Genomic DNA, 20,372 nt, shown 5'->3' with positions numbered 1-20,372 from the left:
GGGTCGAAGCGTGTGACCGCCGTTCGCATGCACAATGGCGACGTGGAACTGATGAATCTCGACGACGCAGCCAAGCGCCACGACCTTCGCAAGATGAAGCTCGTCGCGACGGGGTTTCTCGCGTTCGCCACCGTGGTCTACCTGATCTGCCGCTGGCAGGAGTCGCGTGGCGCAGGTGAATGGGTGGGTTATGTCCGTGCAGCCTCGGAAGCGGGAATGGTCGGCGCGCTCGCCGATTGGTTCGCGGTGACGGCGCTGTTCAAGCATCCGCTGGGGATTCCGATTCCCCACACGGCGATCATCCGGAAGAAGAAGGATCAGCTCGGCACATCGCTCAGCTCGTTCGTCGGGAACAATTTTCTTGCGCCGGACGTGGTCTCGGAGAAGGTGCGATCGGCGCAGGTTCCGCTTCGGCTGGGGACCTGGCTCGCCGAAACCGAGAATGCCGAGCGGGTGGCAGCGGAATCCGCCACGATCATGCACGGCGTGATCGAGGTCCTCAACGACGAGGACATCACACAGGTCATCGACAACACCATCGTGCGCAGGCTTGCCGATCCTCAGTGGGGCCCGCCGATCGGGCGTGTCCTCGACGAGCTCATCAAGGAGAACCGTCAGCTTCCATTGATCGACATGCTTGCCGAGCGGGCACACCAGTGGGCACTCGGCAGTGCGGAGACCATCGAACGCGTCGTCTCACGTGATTCACCGACGTGGTCGCCCAAGTTCGTCGACACTCTGCTCGGCGAGAAGATCTACAAGGAACTCGTCGAATTCACCTGGAAGATCCGCTCGAATCCGCAGCACGAACTGCGACTGGCCGCGAACAAATTCCTCGTCGACTATGCGCACGACCTGCAGCACGACCCGGCAACCATCGAGAAGGCCGAATCCCTCAAGGCGCAGATCATGGGTCGTGAGGAGATCACCGGTCTCGCGGCCGCCACGTGGAAGGTCGCCAAGCGGCTGATCACCGAATCGGTGGACGATCCGTCGAGCACCCTGCGCCGCAAGATCAGCGAGAACGTCGCCATGTGGGGCGCGAGAATCCGCGACGACGACGAACTGCGCGGCAAGGTCGACGGCTGGTTGCTCGGGGGAGCGCGATACATCGCGTCGAACTACGCCGACGAGATCACCACGATCATCACCGACACGGTCGCCCGCTGGGACGCCGACGAAGCAAGCCGAAAGATCGAACTCCAGGTCGGCCGCGATTTGCAGTTCATCCGAATCAACGGAACGGTCGTCGGATCGCTCGCGGGCCTTGCGATCTACTCGCTGTCGAATCTGTTGTTCTAGCGGCTCCGCCGCCCGTGCGTGCATAATCACCGCCGAACGTAACTACGCACTCACCTGGGGTGCTAGCAGAGTGCTTGCAATAGTTAGCGCCCTTCGGTAATGTCGCCGTCGTACACCGAAACCACGACTTTCAGATCACCGAATCGAGTGGTGAACATGACCCCGAGTAACGATGACCGGATCGACAACCAGGGGATAGTCGCGAAGGTGTCCGAGGCAACCGAGGTTGTCGCCGAGGCGAGTGATCTCGTCGCGAGCGTCGTGACCACGGCAGCGTCGGACATCGGCAGTTACATCCGCAGCCAGCGCGAAGCCGCCCAGGTATCCATGAGGCAGCTCGCGTCGAGGGCGGGGGTGAGCAATCCGTATCTCAGTCAGATCGAGCGCGGACTCCGCAAACCATCCGCCGAGGTGCTCACGCAGATCGCCAAGGGCCTGCGTGTGTCATCGGAAGTGTTGTACGTACGGGCCGGGTTCTTGGAAGAACGTCCACACGGTCCAGTTCGAGATGCCTTGCTCGGCGACACGGAGATCAACGAACGGCAGAAACATGTGCTGATCGAGATCTACGACTCCTTCCGTCGCGAGAACGAACAAGCGCAGAAGGCCGAGGACGCGCAGGTCACGGCGTCGCAATCCGAACCAGAACCATCTACTGACACCGAACCACCCATACAGGAGTCTTCCCATGACTGATCCCAAGAACCTCGACAACGTCAAGACGCCCCTCTACGCCGCCGTCGGTGCAGGCGACGCCGTCGTGCAGGCCGTCGCAGACGTGGTGGCCCAGGTGCGCTCGCGCGCCGAGACCCGCACCAGCGAGGTCACCGATCGCGTCGACACTGCCCGCGCTCGCATCGCGGACCTGTCCGAGGACGTCACCGAGGGCGTCGAGTCCCTGCGTGAGCGCCTGACGAACCTCCCGGCCGAACTTCCCGACGAGATCGCCGACCTGCGCGAGCGTTTCACCCCGGACGAGCTTCGCAAGGTTGCCGAGGCGTACCTCAAGGTTGCCTCCGATCTGTACACCTCGCTTGCCGAGCGCGGCGAGGAGACCGTCGAGCGCATCCGTCGCACACCGGCAGTCGAAGAGGGTCTGGAGCGGGCCAACGCGGCTGCGAACGACGTTGTCGATCTGACCGAACAGGCACTCGGCACCGTTGCGTCGCAGACGCGCGCCGTCGGTGAGCGCGCCGCCGCCCTCGCAGGCATCGCCTCCGAGAAGGTGCGCGACACGGCCGAGGACATCTCGGACGCAGCCGACGACATCGCAGACGAGATCGACGACGCCGGCGAAGGCGCCAAGGACAAAGCAGTCGAGGTGTCGGACAAGGTGAGCGGGCAGGCAGGCAAGGTCGAGTCCAAGACTCGCGGAACTGCTAACTCGCCGATCAAGAGAGCTGCTCCGGCCAAGAAGGCAACACCCGCCACGGCAGCGAAGTCCGCTACGCCCGCCAAGAAGGCACCGGCCAAGAAGACGACTCGCTGATCAATGGCGCTTCGTCCATCTCAGTAACGGGGATCGACCCCTGCATCGAGCGGTGCAGGGGTCGATTTGCGTAGTATGGCCGTGTGCCAGCAGTCGACAGCCTCACCGCCCTGATACTTCTCGTCCTCCGCTTCGTTGCGTTGGCGGGAGCCGCGTACGCGGTGTTTCACGCGGTTCGGCAGCGGACCGACGCGTTCACCGCGGTCGACAAGCTGACGAAGCCCGTGTGGGTCGGCATTCTCGTCGTGGCGCTGTTGGTGATCTTCGCTTTCGGAATCAACTTCATCGGAATCATCGGGATCGTCGCGGTGTGCGTCTATCTCGTCGACGTCCGGCCGAAGGTCGACGGAATTCAGCGCGGCCCGCGCTGGTAGATCCCACGGCCGGCCCGCGCAGGTAGATCCTGCATCGGCCCGGTGGCCGCCTACGCATATCGTTGCTCAGATGATCGAATACCGCGTCGACGATCTGGCACGCCGCGCAGGCGTGAGTGTCCGGAACGTTCGCGTCTACCAAGACCGCGGGCTGCTTCCGCCCCCGCGCAGGGAAGGCCGGACCGGCTGGTACAACGAGGCGCATCTGGCCAGGCTCGAGCTGATCAGCCGGATGCTGGATCGGGGATACACGTTCGCGACCATCAGCGAACTTCTGTCCGCGGCACAGTCGGGACTGCGCGTCGAGGACGTACTCACGACGGACGGCGAGGTGCAGCAGCTTCGCGAGATCAGGCATCTCGGCCGTGAGGAACTTCGGGGACTGTTCGGGCCAGGTATCGCCGACGAGGATCTTGACCGCGGCGCAGAGCTGGGTCTTATGGCACACGAGGGTGGCGGATTCCGGATCGACAATCCCGTCTTCCTGGAAGCCGCCAAACTGCTGCACGACGCAGGAATCCCGTTGACGCGAACGCTCGATCAGACCGAGGCGGTACGACGCGATCTCGATGATGTGGCTTCTCGTTTTGTTGCCTTGATCACAGACAAATTTCTTACCGACGGCAAAGATCCATTCGATACCGACGCCACGACAGTCGGAGAACTGGCCGAGCTGGTCAACAGCCTCCGGCCGCTCACCCACCGCGTCGTCGGGGTCTTGTTCGGGGAGGCCATGGAACGGCAGATCCTGTTGGCCATGGAAGGGATTCTGTCGGGGTACAGCACGACAGAGGGCGAAGGACCTGAATCGGCGAACGATCAGGCCAGCTAATGCGCAAGGAGATCGCGTGGTTACAAGCAGAGCAGCCCGGGGCATTTCGCTCGGTATCGCCGCCGCAGCAGGAATTGGCGCGGCCGTCGGGATCGGCGCAGCAGTGGCGAGGCGTCGCCGTCTGAACTCGTTCACGAGAACGACAGACACCGAGCCCGACGCGCTTCTGCACAGGCCCCCCTTCGTCCCACGCATCGTGCCTGTCGTCACCGACGACGGTGCCGAACTGCATGTGCGGGTCTACGGTGACCCGGAAGCGAAGCCCATCGTGTTCAGTCACGGATGGACATGCTCGGCGGACTACTGGTTCCCCCAGATCAATGCGTTCGCCGAAAATTATTCTGTGGTCGTCTACGACCAGCGCGGCCATGGGCAAAGTGACGTCGGAACCAGGCCCCTGGGCCCGGACGTGCTCGCCGATGACCTTGCCGATGTCCTGGCCGCCACCGTCGGCGAAGACAACAAGGCTGTGCTCGTCGGGCACAGCATGGGCGGCATGTCGATCATGGCGTGGGCGGGCAGGTATCCCGAACAGGTCGAGAACTTGGTGAGCGCAGTTCTTCTCGCATCGACCGCGACCGACAGCCTCGTGCGCGAAACTACCGTGATCCCGCTGCCGAACAGGTTCCCGAGGTTGCCGCTTCCGGTCGGTCGTGTCGTGCTCAAGTCGGCCGTACCTCTTCGTCCGTCTCCGGTCACCCGGCATGCCATCAAGTACATCTCGATGGCGCCAGGTTCGACGCAGGCAGAGGTGGCCTTCTGCGAGAAGATCGTGCTCGAATGCGAACCTCGTACACGCGGAATCTGGGGCGCCGCCCTCACCGACCTCGACATCCACGAAGCGCTCTCGAACATGAATGTCCCTACCTCGGTCCTGGTGGGCACTGCCGACCGCCTGACGCCGCCCGTGCACGCACGCAAGCTCGCGCAGGCGTTGGACGCGCATGGTCACCTCAGCGCACTCCTCGAGATTCCCGGCATCGGGCACATGAGCTCGGTCGAGGCCATCGACGAGTTCAACGCAGAAGTGATGCGGCTGCGCAGCATGTGAACGGAAATACATAGCCCACTATGTATTTTCGTTCACATGGGCGAAGCGCCTAACTGAAAACGACCGTCTTTCTGCCGTGCACGAGGACGCGATCCTCCAGGTGCCAGCGCAGGCCGCGGGAGAGGACGAGTTTCTCGATGTCCCGGCCCTGGCGGACCATGTCGGTGGTTTCGTCGGAGTGATCGACGCGAATGACGTCCTGTTCGACGATGGGGCCCGCGTCGAGTTCGGCCGTCACGTAGTGGCACGTCGCACCGATCAGCTTCACTCCGCGGGCGAACGCCTGGTGGTAGGGCCGGGCACCGACGAACGACGGCAGGAAGCTGTGGTGGATGTTGAGTGCACGGCCGGCCCAGCGCTCGCACAGATCCTGCGGCAATACCTGCATGAATCGTGCAAGCACGACGGCGTGCGGATCGTAGGAGTCCACGAGCGTCTTCACCTCGTCGAACGCCGGCCCGCGCTCGCTGGGGTCCTTCGGAAAGTCGACGTGGTGGAAAGTGATTCCATGCGCTTTCGCGACGGGTTCGAGTGATTTGTGATTGCCGATCACGGCTGAGATCTCGGCTGGCAGCTCCCCACCGGCCGCGCGTCCCAACAGGTCGTGCAGGCAGTGCGCCTCTTTGCTGACGAGGATGACTACACGCTTGCGTTCGCCCGAATCGGTCAGCGTCCATTCGGTGTCGGCGCCGATCTCGTCGGCGACGGTCTGAAATTTCGCCCGCAGTTCGTCGATCCCGATCCCCACCGACGACGCACGAACGGCCTGCCGGGTGAAGAACCATCCGGTGTCCGGGTCCGCGTGATAGGCAGCTTCGACGATCCATCCACCGACCTCGGCGAGAAACGTCGAGATCTTTGCGACGATGCCCGTACGGTCGGGACATCCGAGGGACAATACGTAGCGACGGTCGTCGATGACACCAGCAGAACTCATGCTCCGATTCTCTCAGGCGACGGAGACGCCCGTTGCCACCAGTGTCGTCGCGTCGACCGAGTCGATGCCGCGAGCGGTGAGGAGTTCGAGGAACTCGGTACGTATCGACGCCAGGGCATCGTCGTCGAATTCCGCGATCGCGCCTCGAAAACCGCTGCCGAGCACGAAGTTCCAGCTGAATTCCTCGGTGGCAGGCACATGATTCGAGAACTCGCGTACCTCGACCGACGTGCAGCCCGACTCGGTCAGCCACGGCCCGAGTGTCTCCTCCGTCTCGATCCGACGCAACGGGTGCGCGGCGTACGTCTCGGTCGCCAGAGGACCTTCGTGCGGTCGGCCGGGCTTGTATCGAGCGACCACCTCGAAGAACGCCCGAGCGAACGCCTCGATCGCCCCCTTGCGCCATACCGTCACGCCGACTCGGCCACCGGGCCTTACCAGCCGCACGAGACGCGCGAAGGAAATGTCCATGTCCGGTAGGAAGAACACACCGTACGAGCACGCCAGTGCGTCGTAACCGTCGGCAGCAGTGCTCGGCGGTTCCCACTGTGTGGCGTCGGCGCGTACGAAATCGATATTTCGCAGTGCTCGCGCGGTGGCCTTCAGCCGAGCGAGTTCGAGTAGGTCGTCCGACAGATCGATCGCGTGGACGAGTCCGTCCGGTCCGACCGCGGCCGCAGCGGGAAGTGCCGACGCCCCGGTCCCCGCGCAGATGTCGAGAACGCGCTCGCCCGAGCGCAATCCGAGCGCGAAAGCGAGCGATTGGCCTGCCGGACCCCAGACTAGCGGGGTGACGCTGTCGAACATCGGGCTCGTCGCGTCGAACGCGGCGCGGTACGGGGAGTCGGGCATGACCGAATTCTAGAGACCGGGGCGCTGTGGTTGGGTGGTCTCATGTCTCTCACACGCGGCGCACTTGCCCGGATGGTCGATCACACGTTGCTCAAACCCGAAGCGACGGGAGAGAACGTGACGGCTCTCGTCGAGGAAGGGCTCGACCTCGGGGTCCTCGCGGTCTGCGTGTCCCCGTCGATGCTGCCCGTGCGCGGACGCGGTCTCGTCGTGGCCGCGGTGGCGGGATTCCCGTCCGGCAAGCACCACTCGCTCGTCAAGGGCGCCGAGGCTCGTCTGGCGGTGGATCAGGGAGCGAACGAAATCGACATGGTCATCGATGTGGGCGCCGCAGTGACCGGCGACTACAACGCGGTGTTGTCCGACATCCTCACCGTGCGTGAGGCGATCGGCCCGACGGCCGTGCTCAAGGTGATCATCGAATCGGCCGCACTGTCCGACGAGGCCATCGTCGAAACCTGTCTCGTCGCCGAGAAAGCCGGAGCCGACTTCGTCAAGACCTCGACTGGCTTCCACCCGGCGGGCGGTGCGAGCGTGGAGGCAGTCAGGCTGATGGCCGAGACCGTCGGTGGCAGGTTGGGCGTCAAGGCGAGCGGCGGCATCCGTACGACGGACGCCGCCCTCGCCATGATCGACGCCGGGGCAACGCGATTGGGGTTGTCGGGAACTCGCGCTGTGCTCGACGGGTTGAGCTGATCAGCCAGTCGCGCTAAGCGAGTAGTTCGCACCCCTCGGGTACCTCGGTGGGCTGGTCGGCAGTGGGCGGAATCGAGTACTGCCCGCCTTCGAGGCTCAAGGCGATCCCCGTGTCGGTGACGGTCAGCGAACTGGGCGTCATACCGAGCGGGTACTGCTGGAGGCTGTCGGACAGAACGCTCACGATGCTGTCGACGAGGTCGGTCGGAATCCCGAGGCCGAGGATCGATGCGTCCACCGTCTGCACGTCCACTTTGCCGCCGGTGACCGTCGGCTTCACCGTCAACTGCGCCAGGCCGCCGACGGCAAAGGACAGCGTGCCCGCGCCCGCGTCGGAGGTGACGCCGGAGACGAGAGCGCCGATGCCCTGTGACTGCAATGTGGAGGCGATACCGCTCGTCGACCAGTCGATGTCCGCGCTCGAACTGCCGATGGTTCCGTTACTGTCCGCGGTTCGCTCCAGGTTCACGTCCTCGACCTCCGCGTGCACGACCATGCCTTCGGCGGGTCCGAACCGCGCGTCGTCGGAATCGAGCGTCACCGACGACACCTGCTTGTCGACGAGTGAGATCAGGATGGGCTTCCAGCCAAGGCCGATCTCGACCTGACTTCCGATCTCGCTCTGCAGCTGTCCTGCAAGGCAGGACTTGATCTGCTGGCGGAAGAACAGTTCTCCGCTCAGCAGCGCGGCGACGAGAACCAGAACGACGAGCACCGCGATCATGGGAGCTTTGCTTCGTGTCATTCGCCGCAGTCTTCCCGATGATTCTGAAAGTCCTCTGTGAATTGCGGATCGCCGCGCGGACTGTACCAATCTTTGTGACGTGCAACACATGTTTGTCGTACTCTTGTCAGCATGAGCCCGACACACCCGAGCATCGTCGATCTACGTCGTCTCGCGGCGAGTCAAGACGGTTACTTCACCACCGAACAGGCCGAAGCGCTGGGGTTCGAGGCTCCTGCCATGGTCGCGAACATCGCTGTCGGAGACTGGACCAAGGTGGAACGCAACCTGTTCCGCCTCACGGATTGGCCGCACAGCGACTTGGAACAGTTCGCGATGTGGTGTGCATGGTTCGGTGGTGATGCTGTGATTTCTCACCAAAGCGCCGCTGAACTCCACGGATTCGGGCACCTGCACCCGCAGTTCGTCCACGTGTCCGCGTTCACGAACCTTCGCCTGACGGACACCCGGCTGGCCGTGCACCGTCTGCAACTGACTCCGCACGACTTCGAGTCGACCGGGACGTTCCGGATGACGACGCCGGTTCGGACCATCCTCGATCTCGCCGCGGGCGGCATTTCCCAGATCACCCTCGACGAAGTCGTCGGCGACGCGGTAGCCATCGGCCGAGTCGATCCAAGTGCGCTCTACGAGGAAGCAGTCAACGGGCCCGATCGAGTGGCAGAACGCGTCGAACTGGCCCTCTCGGCCTGTACGTAACCTCCCCTGCAGGTAACCGGCCCGCGCTGTCACAGGGGGCGGACGACGTCCCAGGGCACGGTGAGGATGTTGTCGCGCATCCGGCGTCTCGGGACCGGCGTTTCGATTCCGCTGTCCGCCAAGTGCTTCAACGCAGCACGCCACCGCACACGCGGCCCGAAGGGGGCCAGCGGGGCGGCCGTCGACCATGCCCTGTCGGCAGCGTTCAGCAGCGCGTGGATCTTTTCGCCGGGAACGTTGCGGTGTATCAGTGCTTTCGGCAGGCGCTCCGCGATGTCCGATGGCGTATCGACGGTGAACGGGTCCCAGGCAATCGTCAGCGAGATCGGGCCCGAGGCGTCGAGCAGCACCCAGGCGCATCTGCGACCGAGTTCGTCGCAGGTACCGTCGATCAGCAGACCGCCGGGTGCGAGGCCCGACAGGATGCGGGCCCAGGCGTCGGGAACAGCGTCCTCGGGATATTGACGGAGAACGTTGAACGCCCGCACCAGGTTCGGGCGCAGACCGGCCAATTCGAAACCGCCTCGCGCGAAGGTGACATTCTCCGTCGACGGGACCACTCGGGCCGGATCGATCTCGAGTCCGGTGACCCGCAGGTCCTCGGCGACCGTTCGGAGCCTCCGAGCGAGTTCGAGCGTGGTGTCCGGACGGGCGCCGTACCCGAGGTCGACGACAAGCGGGTCCGGTGCGTCGGTCAGCACGCGTCGTACGAGTGGGTTGTGGGTCAGCCACCGGTCACTGCGGCGAAGGCGGTTGATGCCGGTGGTGCCGCGGGTAATGGTTCCTACAGGAGTGGAGCCTGCGGAACGACCCAATTGGCCAGGAGTGGAGCCCGCGGAACGACCCGGGTGGTCAGGAGTGGAGCCTGCGGAACGACCAGATTGGTCAGGAGTGGAGCCTCTAGTTGTTTTTGGCAAGCCAGTCTGCCGTCACTTCGCCCTCGCCCCGCCAGAGGTCACGGAGGTTGACGAGCATGAGCTGTTCGAGCTTGCCGCCGACGAAGGGAAGGAAGACCTTGGCCTCCGAGGAGGTGCGCAGGGTCGAACCTGTGTCGGTGGTGAACAGCGACGTGACGCCCTTGAGGCTGCCCGGCCCGGCGGGGATGGAGGCGTCGTACTTGCCCTCGGTGGTCTCCGAGTACGGATCGAAGTGAACGTTCCGGGTGATGACCATGTCCTTCTTCATGACCGTTTGCGCGATGTCGGGCAGTTCGGTCCTGGGAATGATGTGGTGCATCACGACGTCGATGCCGTTCTCGCCGACCTCGAAGCTCTTCAGCTCGTTGTGGGAGTACTTCTTCATCTCTTCGATGCGAGCGTCCCAGTGATCACGGCTCGACAACGCGGCGTACACCTGCTCCGTGGAGTAGGTGAACCGGGCTGAGTAGTTCATGCGGCGCGCCATAGACGCAGAGAGTACCTACTACAGGTTTTTTTCGATCCATTCGCCCGTGAAGTCGTGCTCGTTGTCGATGAGCGAGAGGACCTGCTCGCTGATCATTGCCTCGATCTTGCCGCCGAAGATCGGCACCTTGACCTCGGTGGTACCGGCGAGCGACATCGTCGACGACGTGGCGTCTCCCACGAGCAGCGTGGTGCCCGAGATGGTGGCCGGTGCGCCGTCGACCGTCGCTCCGAATTTGCCCTCTGCGCGTCCGCCGCCGAGTGGGCCCCAGGACTCGGTGCGCTCGATGACGAGCGGTCCCTTCTTGAATGCGGTGACGGCAGCGGGCAGTTCGTCCTCGGGAACGGACTGCGTGATGACGACGCTGATGGTCCCGTTCATCGCTGTGACACTCACCAGCTCTGCACCCGGTCCGCCGATCTCGGCGATCCGGTCCTTCCAGTACTGCTCGGAGACGAGCGCGGCGTGCACCTTGTCGACAGGTGCGGGAACGGGCGCGCTGTGCGCAATGGGGCGAGGCATAGGCGGAGGGTACCGGTGGCTCCGGCGGCGCCCGGTGACCGGTACCCTGGACTCCCGTGCCTACTGCAATTTCCGAGCTCACCACCATGCGACTCGGTGGACCCGCTCGTGAGTTCGCCGTCGCGACGACGTCCGACGAGTTGGTATCGCTGGTCCGCGGCGCCGATGCGTCGGGCACCCCTGTGCTGTTGATCGGTGGTGGATCGAACCTCGTCGTCGGCGATCAGGGTTTCGACGGCCTCGTGGTCAAGGTCGAGACTTCGGGCGTCGGTATCGGCGGCAGTTCGCTCACCGCCGCAGCGGGGGAGCGTTGGGATTCGATAGTCGCCGCATCGGTGGACGACGGGTTGGCCGGCCTCGAAGCTCTGTCGGGCATCCCTGGACTGACCGGTGCTACGCCGGTGCAGAACGTCGGCGCCTACGGAACGGTCACCTCCGACGTGCTGGAGAGCCTGACCGTCTACGACCGTGAGACGGGCGAGACCTCCAGGTGGACGCCGGATCAGTGCGGTTTCGGGTTGCATCGCCAGTCGGTGTTCAAGCACTCGACGCGATACGTGATTCTCGATACGACATTTTCGCTTCGTCGTTCTCGCTCCTCCGATCCTGTTCGCTACGCGGGCCTCGCAGATCGTCTCGGCGTCGCCGTGGGTGACACCGTTCCCGCCGCGGACGTGCGGGAGGCGGTGCTCGATCTGCGTGCGCAGAAGGGCATGGTTCTCGACGCCTCCGATCACGACACGTGGAGTGTCGGCTCGTTCTTTCTCAATCCGGTGTTGACGAAGGTCCCGTCGAGTGCGTCGCGTGCACCGCAGTACCCGGACCCGTCGGGGATCAAGATCCACGCAGCGTGGCTGATACAGAACGCAGGCTTCGCTCACGGCTACGGCACGGAGTTCGGCAACGGAACAGTCTCGTTGTCGACCAAGCACGTCCTGGCCATCACCAACAGAGGCGGGGCGAGTACCGCGGACGTGATGGCCTTGGCGTCGCACATTCGTGACGGGGTGGCGGCCGAATTCGGGATCACGTTGGTTCCGGAGTGCGACCTGGTCGGCTGCGCCCTGACCTGACTCGTGTTGCGGCTCGCGTCGGTACGAGCGCCTACCATCGAGATTCGACAAGTGAGTGGCTTCTCATCGTCGCTGCCGCTCACGAAGGAGGAAAGTTTCAGTGCAGGTCACAAGTGTCGGGCACGCTGGGTTCCATATTCAGACCGATGCGGGGAGCATTCTCTGCGACCCGTGGGTCAACCCTGCCTACTTCACGTCGTGGTTCCCGTTTCCCGACAACACCCAGCTCGACTGGGACGCTCTCGGCGACTGCGACTACCTGTACGTCTCGCATCTGCACAAGGACCACTTCGATCCGAAGAACCTTGCCGAGCACGTGAACAAGGACACGACCGTCCTCCTGCCCGACTATCCGGTCCCGGATCTCAAGCACGAGCTCGAGAAGCTCGGCTTTCACAAGTTCTTCGAGACGACGGACTCGGTCAAGCATCGCGTTTCCGGTCTCAAGGGCGATCTCGACATCATGATCATCGCGCTGCGTGCACCCGCGGACGGTCCGATCGGTGACTCCGGCCTCGTCGTGTCCGACGGCAAGACCGTCGCCTTCAACATGAACGACGCCCGGCCGGTGGACCTGGATGTGCTGACCGAGGAGTTCGGGCACGTCGACGTGCACATGCTGCAGTACTCCGGTGCGATCTGGTACCCGATGGTCTACGACATGGTCGAGCGCGCCAAGAAGTCGTTCGGCGAGCAGAAGCGTCAGCGTCAGATGGATCGAGCCCGTCAGTACATCGAGCAGATCGGCGCGACGTGGGTCATTCCGTCCGCGGGCCCGCCCTGTTTCCTCGACGACGAACTGCGATTCCTCAACGACGTCTACGCCGACCCGTCGAACATCTTTCCGGACCAGATGGTGTTCCTCGACCAGATGCGCCGCAACGGCCACGACAAGGGTCTGCTGCAGATCCCCGGTACGACCTCGACGTTCACAGGTAGCGAGCTGGTTTCGCACGAGCACCCGATTCCGGTCGATCAGGTGGAAGCCATCTTCACCACCGGCAAGGCCCAGTACATCGAGGACTTCGCGCAGCGGCAAGCAGGCGTCATCGCGGCCGAGAAGGCAGCGTGGGCGCCCGCCGAGGGCGAGCCACTTCTCGAACCGCTCCGAGAGCTGTTCGAGCCCATCATGATTCAAACCGACCAGATCTCCGACGGCATCGGTTACCCGGTGGCATTGATGCTCGGCGAGGAAACCGTCGTACTCGATTTTCCGAAGCGAATCGTGCGTGAGCCTCTGCTCAAGGAGCGGTACCGGTACAGCTTCACGATCCCGCCCGAGTTGGTTCGGACGGTCGTGCGCGACAAGGAACCCGACTGGGTCAACTCGATCTTCCTGTCGACGCGATTCCGGGCTCGTCGTGTGGGCGGCTACAACGAGTTCCTCTACACGTTCTTCAAATGCCTCACCGACGAGCGCATCGCCTACGCCGATGGCTGGTTCGCCGAGGCCCACGACGACACCGCAACGATCGTCAAGGACGGGTACGAGATCCAGCGTCGATGCCCACATCTGAAGGCCGACCTGTCGAAGTTCGGGATCGTCGAGGGCAACAAGCTCACCTGCAATCTTCACGGGTGGGATTGGAACCTCGACACCGGTCGCTGCTTGACGTCGAAGGGGCACGAACTGAGGTCGACGAAGCTCTGATTCCTTCCTACAACGTAATTGCGCGTTCACAGCTCGCAGAACGGGTGTGAACGCGCAATCTTGTTGCAAGAGTGTCGGGTTTGTCCGTATGAGTCCGTGAATTCGGTGTGAATCTGCGCGCACCTGGCCTCTCGATTGTGGCGCACTCATTTGTCGCGAGTACGTTGGAAATCGTGCATGTGCAGGGAGAACAGACAAAACGGACGCGCCTGTTGTGGCTGGTCACAGTGATCGCGGCGCTGACGGCGCTCATCGCAGGCTGCACAATCGGCAGCGACGGTGGATCCTCGGGCAATGCGGCACCGACGACGGAGGCCGCGCCCGTCGCCGGGGTGACCTACACGCCGGCCGACGGAGCCGAGGACGTCAGCCCGGTCGCCCCCATCTCGGTGGCGGTGAAGAACGGAACGCTCGAAGCCGTCACGCTCACCAACCCCGACGGCAAAGTCGTCCAGGGCACGCTGGCGCCGGACAAGACGTCTTTCGCGGTCGCGGAGCCGCTCGGTTACGGCGTGGCCTACACGTGGGCCGGTGATGCAGTCGGCAGCGACGGCAAGACCGTCCCCGTCGACGGCACGTTCACGACGGTGACCCCGGACAGCAGGACGTCGGTCAGCACCAACATCGGCGACGGCCAGGAGGTCGGCATCGCAGCGCCGATCATTCTGCAGTTCGACTCGGCCATCGAGGACAAGGCGGCCGTCGAGAAGGCCCTGACCGTGACCACGAACCCGCCGACTCCCGGCGCATGGGCATGGTTCCCCGACGACAACGGCTCGCGTGTGCACTGGCGTCCGACCAACTACTGGGCCCCCGGTACCGCAGTCTCGGTGAAGGCGAACCTGTACGGCGTCGACTACGGCGAGGGCAACTACGGCGCTGACGACGTGACCCTCGACTTCAGCATCGGACGCAGCCAGATCGTCAAGGCCGAAGCCACGAGCCACCGCATGCAGGTCGTTCGTGACGGGCAGACCGTCATGGACATCCCGGTCAGCTACGGCGAGGGCAACGAGGCTCGCAACGTCACCCGCAGCGGCATCCACGTGGTGACCGAAAAGCACGAGGACTTCCTCATGTCGAACCCGCCGTTCTACGAGAACGTGCGCGAACGATGGGCTGTGCGTATCTCCAACAACGGCGAGTTCATCCACGCGAACCCTCAGACGACTGGCGTGCAGGGGGCGTCGAACGTCACCAACGGGTGCATCAACCTCTCGACCGAGGACGCACAGCAGTACTTCCAGATCGCGATGTACGGCGATCCGGTGGAAGTGACGGGTACGTCCATCGACCTGTCCGCGGCCGACGGCGATCTCTACGACTGGGCCATCGACTGGTCGACGTGGGAATCGATGTCGGCATTGCCGGCGGGTGGGGCTGCTGCAACGACGACGGCTCCGGCCGCGAGTGCCCCCGCCGCAGTTCCAGCGGGGTAGGCGCTCCGCGCCCAGTGGCGCGATTAAGTGCCCTCCACGGCTCCTAATCGCGCCACTGGTGGCGGAGCCGCCGGTGCGCGGTCAATTCCTGGCGAAGCGGCCCGGACCCGCCTGATCACGCGGCTTGATGATGATCTGATCGAGATTGACGTGCGAGGGCCGTGAGGCGACGAAGCCGATGACCTCGGCGATGTCCTGTGCCACCAAGGGCGTTATGCCCTGGTAGACGGCGTCGGCCTTCGCCTCGTCACCGTCGAAGCGCACGAGAGAGAATTCGGTCTCGACGGCTCCCGGTGCCACCTCGGTGAGCCGCACCGGCTGACCGAGAAGTTCGCCGCGCAGCGTGCGGTGCAAAACGGCCTGGGCGTGCTTGGCCGAGGTGTACCCGGACCCGTTGTCGTACGCCTCGAATGCCGCGACCGACGTGATGGTCACCACAAGCCCGTCCCCGGACTCGATCAGCTTCGGCAGAAGTGCCTTGGTCACACGCAGCGTTCCGAGGACGTTCGTCTCCCACATCCAACGCCAGTCGTCGAGATCTGCATCGATGACCGGAGCGAGGCCTTTCGCGCCGCCCGCGTTGTTGATCAGCACATGGGCCCGCGGGATGACGGCGGTGAACGCGGCAACCGAATCCTCGTCCGTCACGTCGAGTTGCAGTGCAGTACCGCCGATTTCAGCTGCGACCTGCTCCAGGCGGTCGACGCGGCGAGCTCCGATGACGACGTGGTAACCCTGCTGTGCGAGCTGCCTCGCGGTGGCCTCGCCGATGCCCGAACTCGCGCCGGTCACGACGGCGATACGAGCGTCGGCTGGGATTTGTTCTGACAATGTCATGAATCGAATTCTAGCTGCGACGATCCGCATCGGCGATGGCCCCGTATTGGCGATCGGACGCCGAGGTGCTAATTTTGGCTCCATGTCCGCCAGCCACACTCCTGAACTGCGAGTCACCTACGTGACCGCCGCTCTGGGCTCTCGGCTGCCTCTCCCTCGTGAACTGTGTTGTCTCGGCCACGGAGCCTGTCGCTGAATTCTGCAGTCGACGGTTCGATTGCCAGCGTTTTCTTTCTCCCAAGCATCACGCATCACCCGTTTCGATCGGGTCTACTGCTGAGGACGAACAACAGTGTCACTTGCAACTTTGCCAGTATCGACATCGGTACCCAACTTTCGTGGTCCGCGGCCGACGTCAGTCGTACGCTCGGATGCGAGGGGTCGGGTCACGGTTGTCGCACCGGATCTTCGAATTGCCGACAGTCCAGCTGCATCCGTGCTTCGCGTGGCCTCGGTCGAGGGGCCGATATCACGCGATATCGCCGCTCGTGCAACAGGATTGAGCATCGCAACAGTCAACCGGCAGGTGTCGGCGCTACTCGGTGCAGGACTGCTGCGCGAACGCGCCGACCTCACCGCCGCGGGTGCCATCGGTCGTCCTCGCGTGCCGTTCGAGGTCAACCACGAGCCCTACGCAACCATCGGTATCCACATCGGCGCCATCGTCACCGGGATCGTCGTGAGCGACCTCCGTGGACGGATCCTCGGTGCCGTCGAGATCCCGACACCCGGTGGTCCTTCATCCGACGCATTGGCGATCATCACCCGCAGCGCAGGCGCATTCGCCTCCCGCTGGCACCGTCGAACACCGTTGTGGGTGGGCGTGGCACTCGGTGGGCGGGTCGACGGAGCCACTGGAATCGTCGACCATCCCCGACTCGGATGGGAGAACGCTCAGGTCGGGTCCATTGTCGGTGGTGGACTTGGACTTCCCGTATCGGTCTCGGGCCACGTCGAAGCCATGGCAGGTTCCGAACTGCTGCTGACGCCCGCGCGGGCCGAGGCATCCTCGACCGGAACCAGCCTGTATTTCTACGCTCGGGAGACCGCGGGCATCGCGTTGACGATCGACGGCCGCGTGCACACACCGTCCACCGGTCCTGGCTCGATCGCGCACCTGCCGACCGGCTCGAATGTACTGTGCGAGTGCGGAAAACGTGGATGCCTCGAAGCGACCGTGAGCGACCGCGCGGTGTTGGCCCTGGCCGTCGAACGTGGCGTTCTGGCCCCGGGGACCGGCGTCTCGGCGTTGTACCAGGCGGCTCACGACGGCTCGGCGCCTGCGCGTCGGATTCTCGTCGAACGTGCTCAGGTGCTCGGGCGGTCGGTCGGATTGCTACGCGACTTGTTCAATCCGGACCGGGTCGTTCTCGGAGGCCAAGCATTCACCGAGTACGCGGCAGGTATCCCGCATGTTGCCGAGGCGTTCGCATCCACATCGACGTTGCCGCGCAAGGACATTCGAATCACCGGGTTCGGTAGCAAGGTGCAGGAATTCGCCGCGGCGGTCGTTTCGCTCAGCGCGGTCTACTCCGATCCGCTCGCGTCGATGCGCCGGGCTGCCGCCTGATCTTCGAGTCGAGGACGGCATCATGGATGCATGACCGGACCAGTTCGACAGGCAAGTTCAATCGACGGCACCAACATCGTCTATCGGGTGTCGGGTGATCGCGGCGCCAGGCCCCTCGTCCTGCTCCACGGATGGGCGCAATCCTCGGCATGCTGGGGCGACAACCTTCTCGATGATCTCGCCGAGAATTTCCGGGTCGTCGCCGTCGATTTGCGCGGTCACGGGTATTCCGATGCACCGGTCGGTGGCTATGCAGAATCGGCCAACTGGGCGGGCGACGTCGAAGCGGTCCTGACCGCGGAGGGCATCGAAAGTGACGCGATTCTGCTCGGCTGGTCCTACGGCGGACTCGTCATCTGCGACTACCTCGCCGAACACGGGACCGGGGCGGTGGCGGGCGTCGTGTTCGTCGGCGCGATCACCAGCATTGGCCGGGGGGAGGCGGGCGGCCGCGTCGGGACTGCGATGCGCGCTGCCGTTCCGGGGGCGATGGCCGAGGAGCCGAGAGTCGCCATCAAGGCGTTGGGGAGCTTCGGCCACGCGCTCACCGGGCCAGTCGAAGGTAAGGGAGCGCAGGCACAAGCGCTGTTCGGGCTGACGCTGTCGACGGCGCCACGCGTCAGGGCAGCGTTGTTCGACAGGACCGTCTCGCACGACGACCTACTGAGGACGCTCGATGTTCCAGCTCTGGTGCTGCACGGGACCTCGGACACCGTCGTCGACGTTTCCGCAGGTAAGCACGCGGCATCGTTGATCCCTACGGTTACGGAGTCGTATTGGGACGGCGTCGACCACGGCCCGTTCGTGGCCGACCCTCAGCGGTTCCTCGGCGACGTCACAGCCTTTACGAGCGCCCTCCCTGCGCATGCGTGAGGCGGGGGAGTGCACACTGGAACAGTGAGTGGTCGCCAGTTGAATCGGGTCGCAGTGCTGTCGTTGCATACCTCCCCGCTGGCGCAGCCCGGAATGGGCGACGCGGGCGGGATGAACGTCTACGTTCTGCAGAGCGCCATCGAGCTGGCGAAACGCGGCGTAGAGGTCGAAATATTCACCCGTGCGACGTCCTCGTCCGATGAACCGCTCAGTGAGGCCGCACCTGGTGTGGTGGTACGCAATATCGTTGCCGGTCCGTTCGAGGGTCTCGACAAACAGGACCTCCCGACGCAGCTGTGTGCATTCGCCGCGGGAGTTCTTCGTGAGGAAGCGCGGCACGAGGCCGGGTACTACGACCTGGTTCACTCGCACTACTGGTTGTCCGGGCAGGTCGGCTGGCTCGCACGCGATCGCTGGGGTGTGCCGCTCGTCCACACAGCTCATACTTTGGCAGCGGTCAAGAATGCGTCGCTTGCGGCGGGGGATTCACCGGAACCGGCGGCACGGCAGATCGGCGAGCAGCAGGTCGTCGCGGAGGCGGACCGACTCATCGCCAACACCAGCGAAGAAGCCAAACAACTCATCGAGAACTACGGCGCGACGCCGGATTCGATCGACGTCGTTGCACCTGGCGCCGATCTGAGCCGGTACAGGCCCGGTGACAAGGCGGCCGCGCGCGCCGAGTTCGGCATCGATCCCCGCGAAACCGTCGTCGCATTCGTCGGGCGGATTCAGCCGCTCAAGGCGCCCGATGTACTGCTACGGGCGGCCGCGGAATTGGTTTCGCGGCAACCGAGTGTGCCACTCAGGGTGCTCGTCGTCGGCGGGCCGTCCGGCAGCGGTCTCGACCGTCCGGACAGCCTGATCGACCTCGCCGCCGAACTCGGAATCTCCGCGCGGGTGACGTTCCTCCCGCCGCAACCCTCCGACAAGCTCGTGCAGATCTACCGTGCGGCGGACGTCGTCGCTGTGCCGAGCTACAACGAGTCGTTCGGCCTCGTCGCGATCGAGGCGCAGGCGAGCGGCACCCCGGTGATCGCCGCCGACGTCGGCGGGCTCGGCGTGGCCGTACGGTCGGGAGAGACCGGTGTGCTGGTGCACGGGCACAGGACCGACGATTGGGCGACGGCGCTCGGAAAACTGCTGAAAGATCGAGAAGCGTTGGCGCGCATGGCCTCTGCGGCGCCGGTTCACGCTGCGGATTTCTCGTGGGAGCACACGGCCGAGGGGTTGCTCAGCAGTTACCGCGCCGCCCAGTTCCACTTCGATCGTGGCGTTGCTCCGAGCGAGTTCTCCCCGCGGCGCACCCGCGGACTTTCGAAGCTACGACGAGCAGAGGTGACGGCATGAGCGAGACGGCTACTCTCATCGACGCGGTGTTGAAGGAGCGCGAGCTCGACTACCAGCGCAAGGGCGACGAAGCCTTCGTCGTCGAGCTCCCGGGCGAACGCAAGCTCAAAACGACGACGATGCTGACCGTCGGGCACCACGGAGTGCGGATCGAGGCGTTCGTGTGCCGTAAGCCGGACGAGAACTTCGAGGGCGTCTACAAGTACCTGCTTCGACGCAACCGCAGGCTCTACGGTGTGCACTACACGATCGACAAGGTCGGCGATATCTATCTGGTCGGCAGGCTGTCTCTGCACGCCGTGAACGGCGAGGAGATCGACCGAATCCTCGGCCAGGTTCTCGAAGCCGCAGATGGCGATTTCAACATCCTGCTCGAACTCGGTTTTGCCGAATCGATCAAACGCGAGTGGGCGTGGCGGGTGTCTCGCGGGGAGTCGTTGGCAAACCTGAAGGCGTTCGAGCACCTCGTCGAGAAATAGCTCTTCCTGTACGCCGATATCGCCTCTACATCAACGCCTTTCACGTTCGGCTGGCCGACCGTCGCCGTCGGCGCGATCCTGTCGGCGACCAGCATCGACAGCGTGCCGGAGAGCGGAACGCCGAGCTTCGGCGCAGGCGATGCAAGAACCGAAATCATGCGGGGGACCCGTGTGTCGAGTAGCGTCGCGATTCAACA

Annotated in this window: 22 protein-coding genes; 15 read left to right on the top strand and 7 right to left on the bottom strand. The window is 64.2% G+C overall.

Annotated features, from left to right (window positions below; translation table 11 throughout):
* The first annotated feature begins 51 nt into the window (after nucleotides 1-51).
* The 6 genes from D8W71_RS25460 (at nucleotide 52) to D8W71_RS25435 (ending at nucleotide 5,048) form a co-directional block, all read left to right on the top strand.
* Complete coding sequence (locus D8W71_RS25460; RefSeq protein ID WP_201265459.1) at nucleotides 52-1,302, top strand: DUF445 domain-containing protein; 1,251 nt, start codon at nucleotides 52-54, stop codon at nucleotides 1,300-1,302.
* A 156-nt stretch (nucleotides 1,303-1,458) separates the two neighbouring features.
* Nucleotides 1,459-1,998, top strand: coding sequence for a helix-turn-helix domain-containing protein (locus tag D8W71_RS25455; protein WP_442971996.1), 540 nt, complete (start codon nucleotides 1,459-1,461; stop codon nucleotides 1,996-1,998).
* Nucleotides 1,991-2,791: a heparin-binding hemagglutinin gene (locus D8W71_RS25450; protein WP_121117708.1), complete on the top strand. Its 801-nt coding sequence runs from the start codon at nucleotides 1,991-1,993 to the stop codon at nucleotides 2,789-2,791. Before D8W71_RS25455 ends, D8W71_RS25450 begins: the two co-directional genes overlap by 8 nt.
* Before the next feature lie 83 nt (nucleotides 2,792-2,874).
* Nucleotides 2,875-3,165 carry a DUF2516 family protein gene (locus D8W71_RS25445; RefSeq protein WP_121117706.1) on the top strand — a complete coding sequence of 97 codons (291 nt, stop codon included), beginning with the start codon at nucleotides 2,875-2,877 and terminating at the stop codon, nucleotides 3,163-3,165.
* 70 nt (nucleotides 3,166-3,235) lie between these two features.
* The gene (locus D8W71_RS25440) at nucleotides 3,236-3,997 is read left to right on the top strand and encodes a MerR family transcriptional regulator (protein WP_121117704.1); all 762 of its coding nucleotides are present in this window, start codon (nucleotides 3,236-3,238) and stop codon (nucleotides 3,995-3,997) included.
* Between the two features lie 16 nt (nucleotides 3,998-4,013).
* Nucleotides 4,014-5,048 (top strand): alpha/beta fold hydrolase, encoded by a 1,035-nt coding sequence (locus D8W71_RS25435; protein WP_236077608.1) that lies wholly within the window; start codon nucleotides 4,014-4,016, stop codon nucleotides 5,046-5,048.
* A gap of 49 nt (nucleotides 5,049-5,097) precedes the next feature.
* Here D8W71_RS25435 and purU read toward each other — a convergent pair whose 3' ends face one another.
* Together purU and D8W71_RS25425 are read right to left on the bottom strand one after the other, a co-directional pair.
* Nucleotides 5,098-5,985: a formyltetrahydrofolate deformylase gene (purU, locus tag D8W71_RS25430; protein WP_121117702.1), complete on the bottom strand. Its 888-nt coding sequence runs from the start codon at nucleotides 5,983-5,985 to the stop codon at nucleotides 5,098-5,100.
* Nucleotides 5,986-5,997: 12 nt separating this feature from the next.
* A complete protein-coding gene (locus D8W71_RS25425; RefSeq protein WP_121117700.1) occupies nucleotides 5,998-6,837 on the bottom strand; it encodes a class I SAM-dependent methyltransferase in 840 nt (279 codons plus the stop codon).
* A 42-nt stretch (nucleotides 6,838-6,879) separates the two neighbouring features.
* Here D8W71_RS25425 and deoC point away from each other — a divergent pair, with 42 nt between their 5' ends.
* Nucleotides 6,880-7,533 (top strand): deoxyribose-phosphate aldolase, encoded by a 654-nt coding sequence (deoC, locus tag D8W71_RS25420; RefSeq protein WP_121117698.1) that lies wholly within the window; start codon nucleotides 6,880-6,882, stop codon nucleotides 7,531-7,533.
* 13 nt (nucleotides 7,534-7,546) lie between these two features.
* Here deoC and D8W71_RS25415 read toward each other — a convergent pair whose 3' ends face one another.
* Nucleotides 7,547-8,278, bottom strand: a complete 732-nt coding sequence (locus D8W71_RS25415; protein WP_201265194.1) for an LmeA family phospholipid-binding protein — start codon at nucleotides 8,276-8,278, stop codon at nucleotides 7,547-7,549.
* Between the two features lie 111 nt (nucleotides 8,279-8,389).
* Here D8W71_RS25415 and D8W71_RS25410 point away from each other — a divergent pair, with 111 nt between their 5' ends.
* Complete coding sequence (locus D8W71_RS25410; RefSeq protein WP_121117694.1) at nucleotides 8,390-8,977, top strand: type IV toxin-antitoxin system AbiEi family antitoxin domain-containing protein; 588 nt, start codon at nucleotides 8,390-8,392, stop codon at nucleotides 8,975-8,977.
* Nucleotides 8,978-9,006: 29 nt separating this feature from the next.
* Here D8W71_RS25410 and D8W71_RS25405 read toward each other — a convergent pair whose 3' ends face one another.
* The 3 genes from D8W71_RS25405 to D8W71_RS25395 form a co-directional block, all read right to left on the bottom strand.
* A complete protein-coding gene (locus D8W71_RS25405) occupies nucleotides 9,007-9,792 on the bottom strand; it encodes a class I SAM-dependent methyltransferase (protein ID WP_201265193.1) in 786 nt (261 codons plus the stop codon).
* An 85-nt stretch (nucleotides 9,793-9,877) separates the two neighbouring features.
* Nucleotides 9,878-10,381: a DUF2505 domain-containing protein gene (locus D8W71_RS25400; RefSeq protein WP_121117692.1), complete on the bottom strand. Its 504-nt coding sequence runs from the start codon at nucleotides 10,379-10,381 to the stop codon at nucleotides 9,878-9,880.
* Between the two features lie 18 nt (nucleotides 10,382-10,399).
* A complete protein-coding gene (locus D8W71_RS25395) occupies nucleotides 10,400-10,903 on the bottom strand; it encodes a DUF2505 domain-containing protein (protein ID WP_121117690.1) in 504 nt (167 codons plus the stop codon).
* 56 nt (nucleotides 10,904-10,959) lie between these two features.
* On the opposite strand from D8W71_RS25395, the gene D8W71_RS25390 reads away from it, so the two are divergent.
* From D8W71_RS25390 to D8W71_RS25380, 3 genes are all read left to right on the top strand, one after another.
* Nucleotides 10,960-11,976: a UDP-N-acetylmuramate dehydrogenase gene (locus tag D8W71_RS25390; protein WP_121117688.1), complete on the top strand. Its 1,017-nt coding sequence runs from the start codon at nucleotides 10,960-10,962 to the stop codon at nucleotides 11,974-11,976.
* A gap of 100 nt (nucleotides 11,977-12,076) precedes the next feature.
* Nucleotides 12,077-13,627, top strand: coding sequence for an MBL fold metallo-hydrolase (locus D8W71_RS25385; protein ID WP_121117686.1), 1,551 nt, complete (start codon nucleotides 12,077-12,079; stop codon nucleotides 13,625-13,627).
* A 173-nt stretch (nucleotides 13,628-13,800) separates the two neighbouring features.
* Entirely contained in the window at nucleotides 13,801-15,066 is a 1,266-nt protein-coding gene (locus tag D8W71_RS25380) for a L,D-transpeptidase (protein WP_201265192.1), read from the top strand.
* Between the two features lie 81 nt (nucleotides 15,067-15,147).
* On the opposite strand, the gene D8W71_RS25375 is transcribed toward D8W71_RS25380, so the two are convergent.
* On the bottom strand, nucleotides 15,148-15,903 hold the full coding sequence (locus D8W71_RS25375; protein ID WP_121117682.1) for an SDR family NAD(P)-dependent oxidoreductase: 756 nt from the start codon (nucleotides 15,901-15,903) through the stop codon (nucleotides 15,148-15,150).
* Between the two features lie 292 nt (nucleotides 15,904-16,195).
* On the opposite strand from D8W71_RS25375, the gene D8W71_RS25365 reads away from it, so the two are divergent.
* The 4 genes from D8W71_RS25365 to D8W71_RS25350 are packed head-to-tail and all read left to right on the top strand — an operon-like array spanning nucleotide 16,196 to nucleotide 20,175.
* On the top strand, nucleotides 16,196-17,473 hold the full coding sequence (locus D8W71_RS25365) for an ROK family protein (RefSeq protein WP_201265191.1): 1,278 nt from the start codon (nucleotides 16,196-16,198) through the stop codon (nucleotides 17,471-17,473).
* Between the two features lie 30 nt (nucleotides 17,474-17,503).
* A complete protein-coding gene (locus D8W71_RS25360) occupies nucleotides 17,504-18,346 on the top strand; it encodes an alpha/beta fold hydrolase (protein WP_121117675.1) in 843 nt (280 codons plus the stop codon).
* A 24-nt stretch (nucleotides 18,347-18,370) separates the two neighbouring features.
* Complete coding sequence (mshA, locus tag D8W71_RS25355) at nucleotides 18,371-19,696, top strand: D-inositol-3-phosphate glycosyltransferase (protein WP_236077607.1); 1,326 nt, start codon at nucleotides 18,371-18,373, stop codon at nucleotides 19,694-19,696.
* A complete protein-coding gene (locus tag D8W71_RS25350; protein ID WP_121117673.1) occupies nucleotides 19,693-20,175 on the top strand; it encodes a YbjN domain-containing protein in 483 nt (160 codons plus the stop codon). Before mshA ends, D8W71_RS25350 begins: the two co-directional genes overlap by 4 nt.
* The last annotated feature ends 197 nt before the right edge of the window (nucleotides 20,176-20,372 follow it).

It is taken from the genome of Rhodococcus sp. P1Y (genome assembly GCF_003641205.1).
Lineage (GTDB): Bacteria > Actinomycetota > Actinomycetes > Mycobacteriales > Mycobacteriaceae > Rhodococcoides.
The sequence above is the reverse complement of the archived record's forward strand: the minus strand, read 5'-3'. Positions and strand labels throughout refer to the sequence as shown.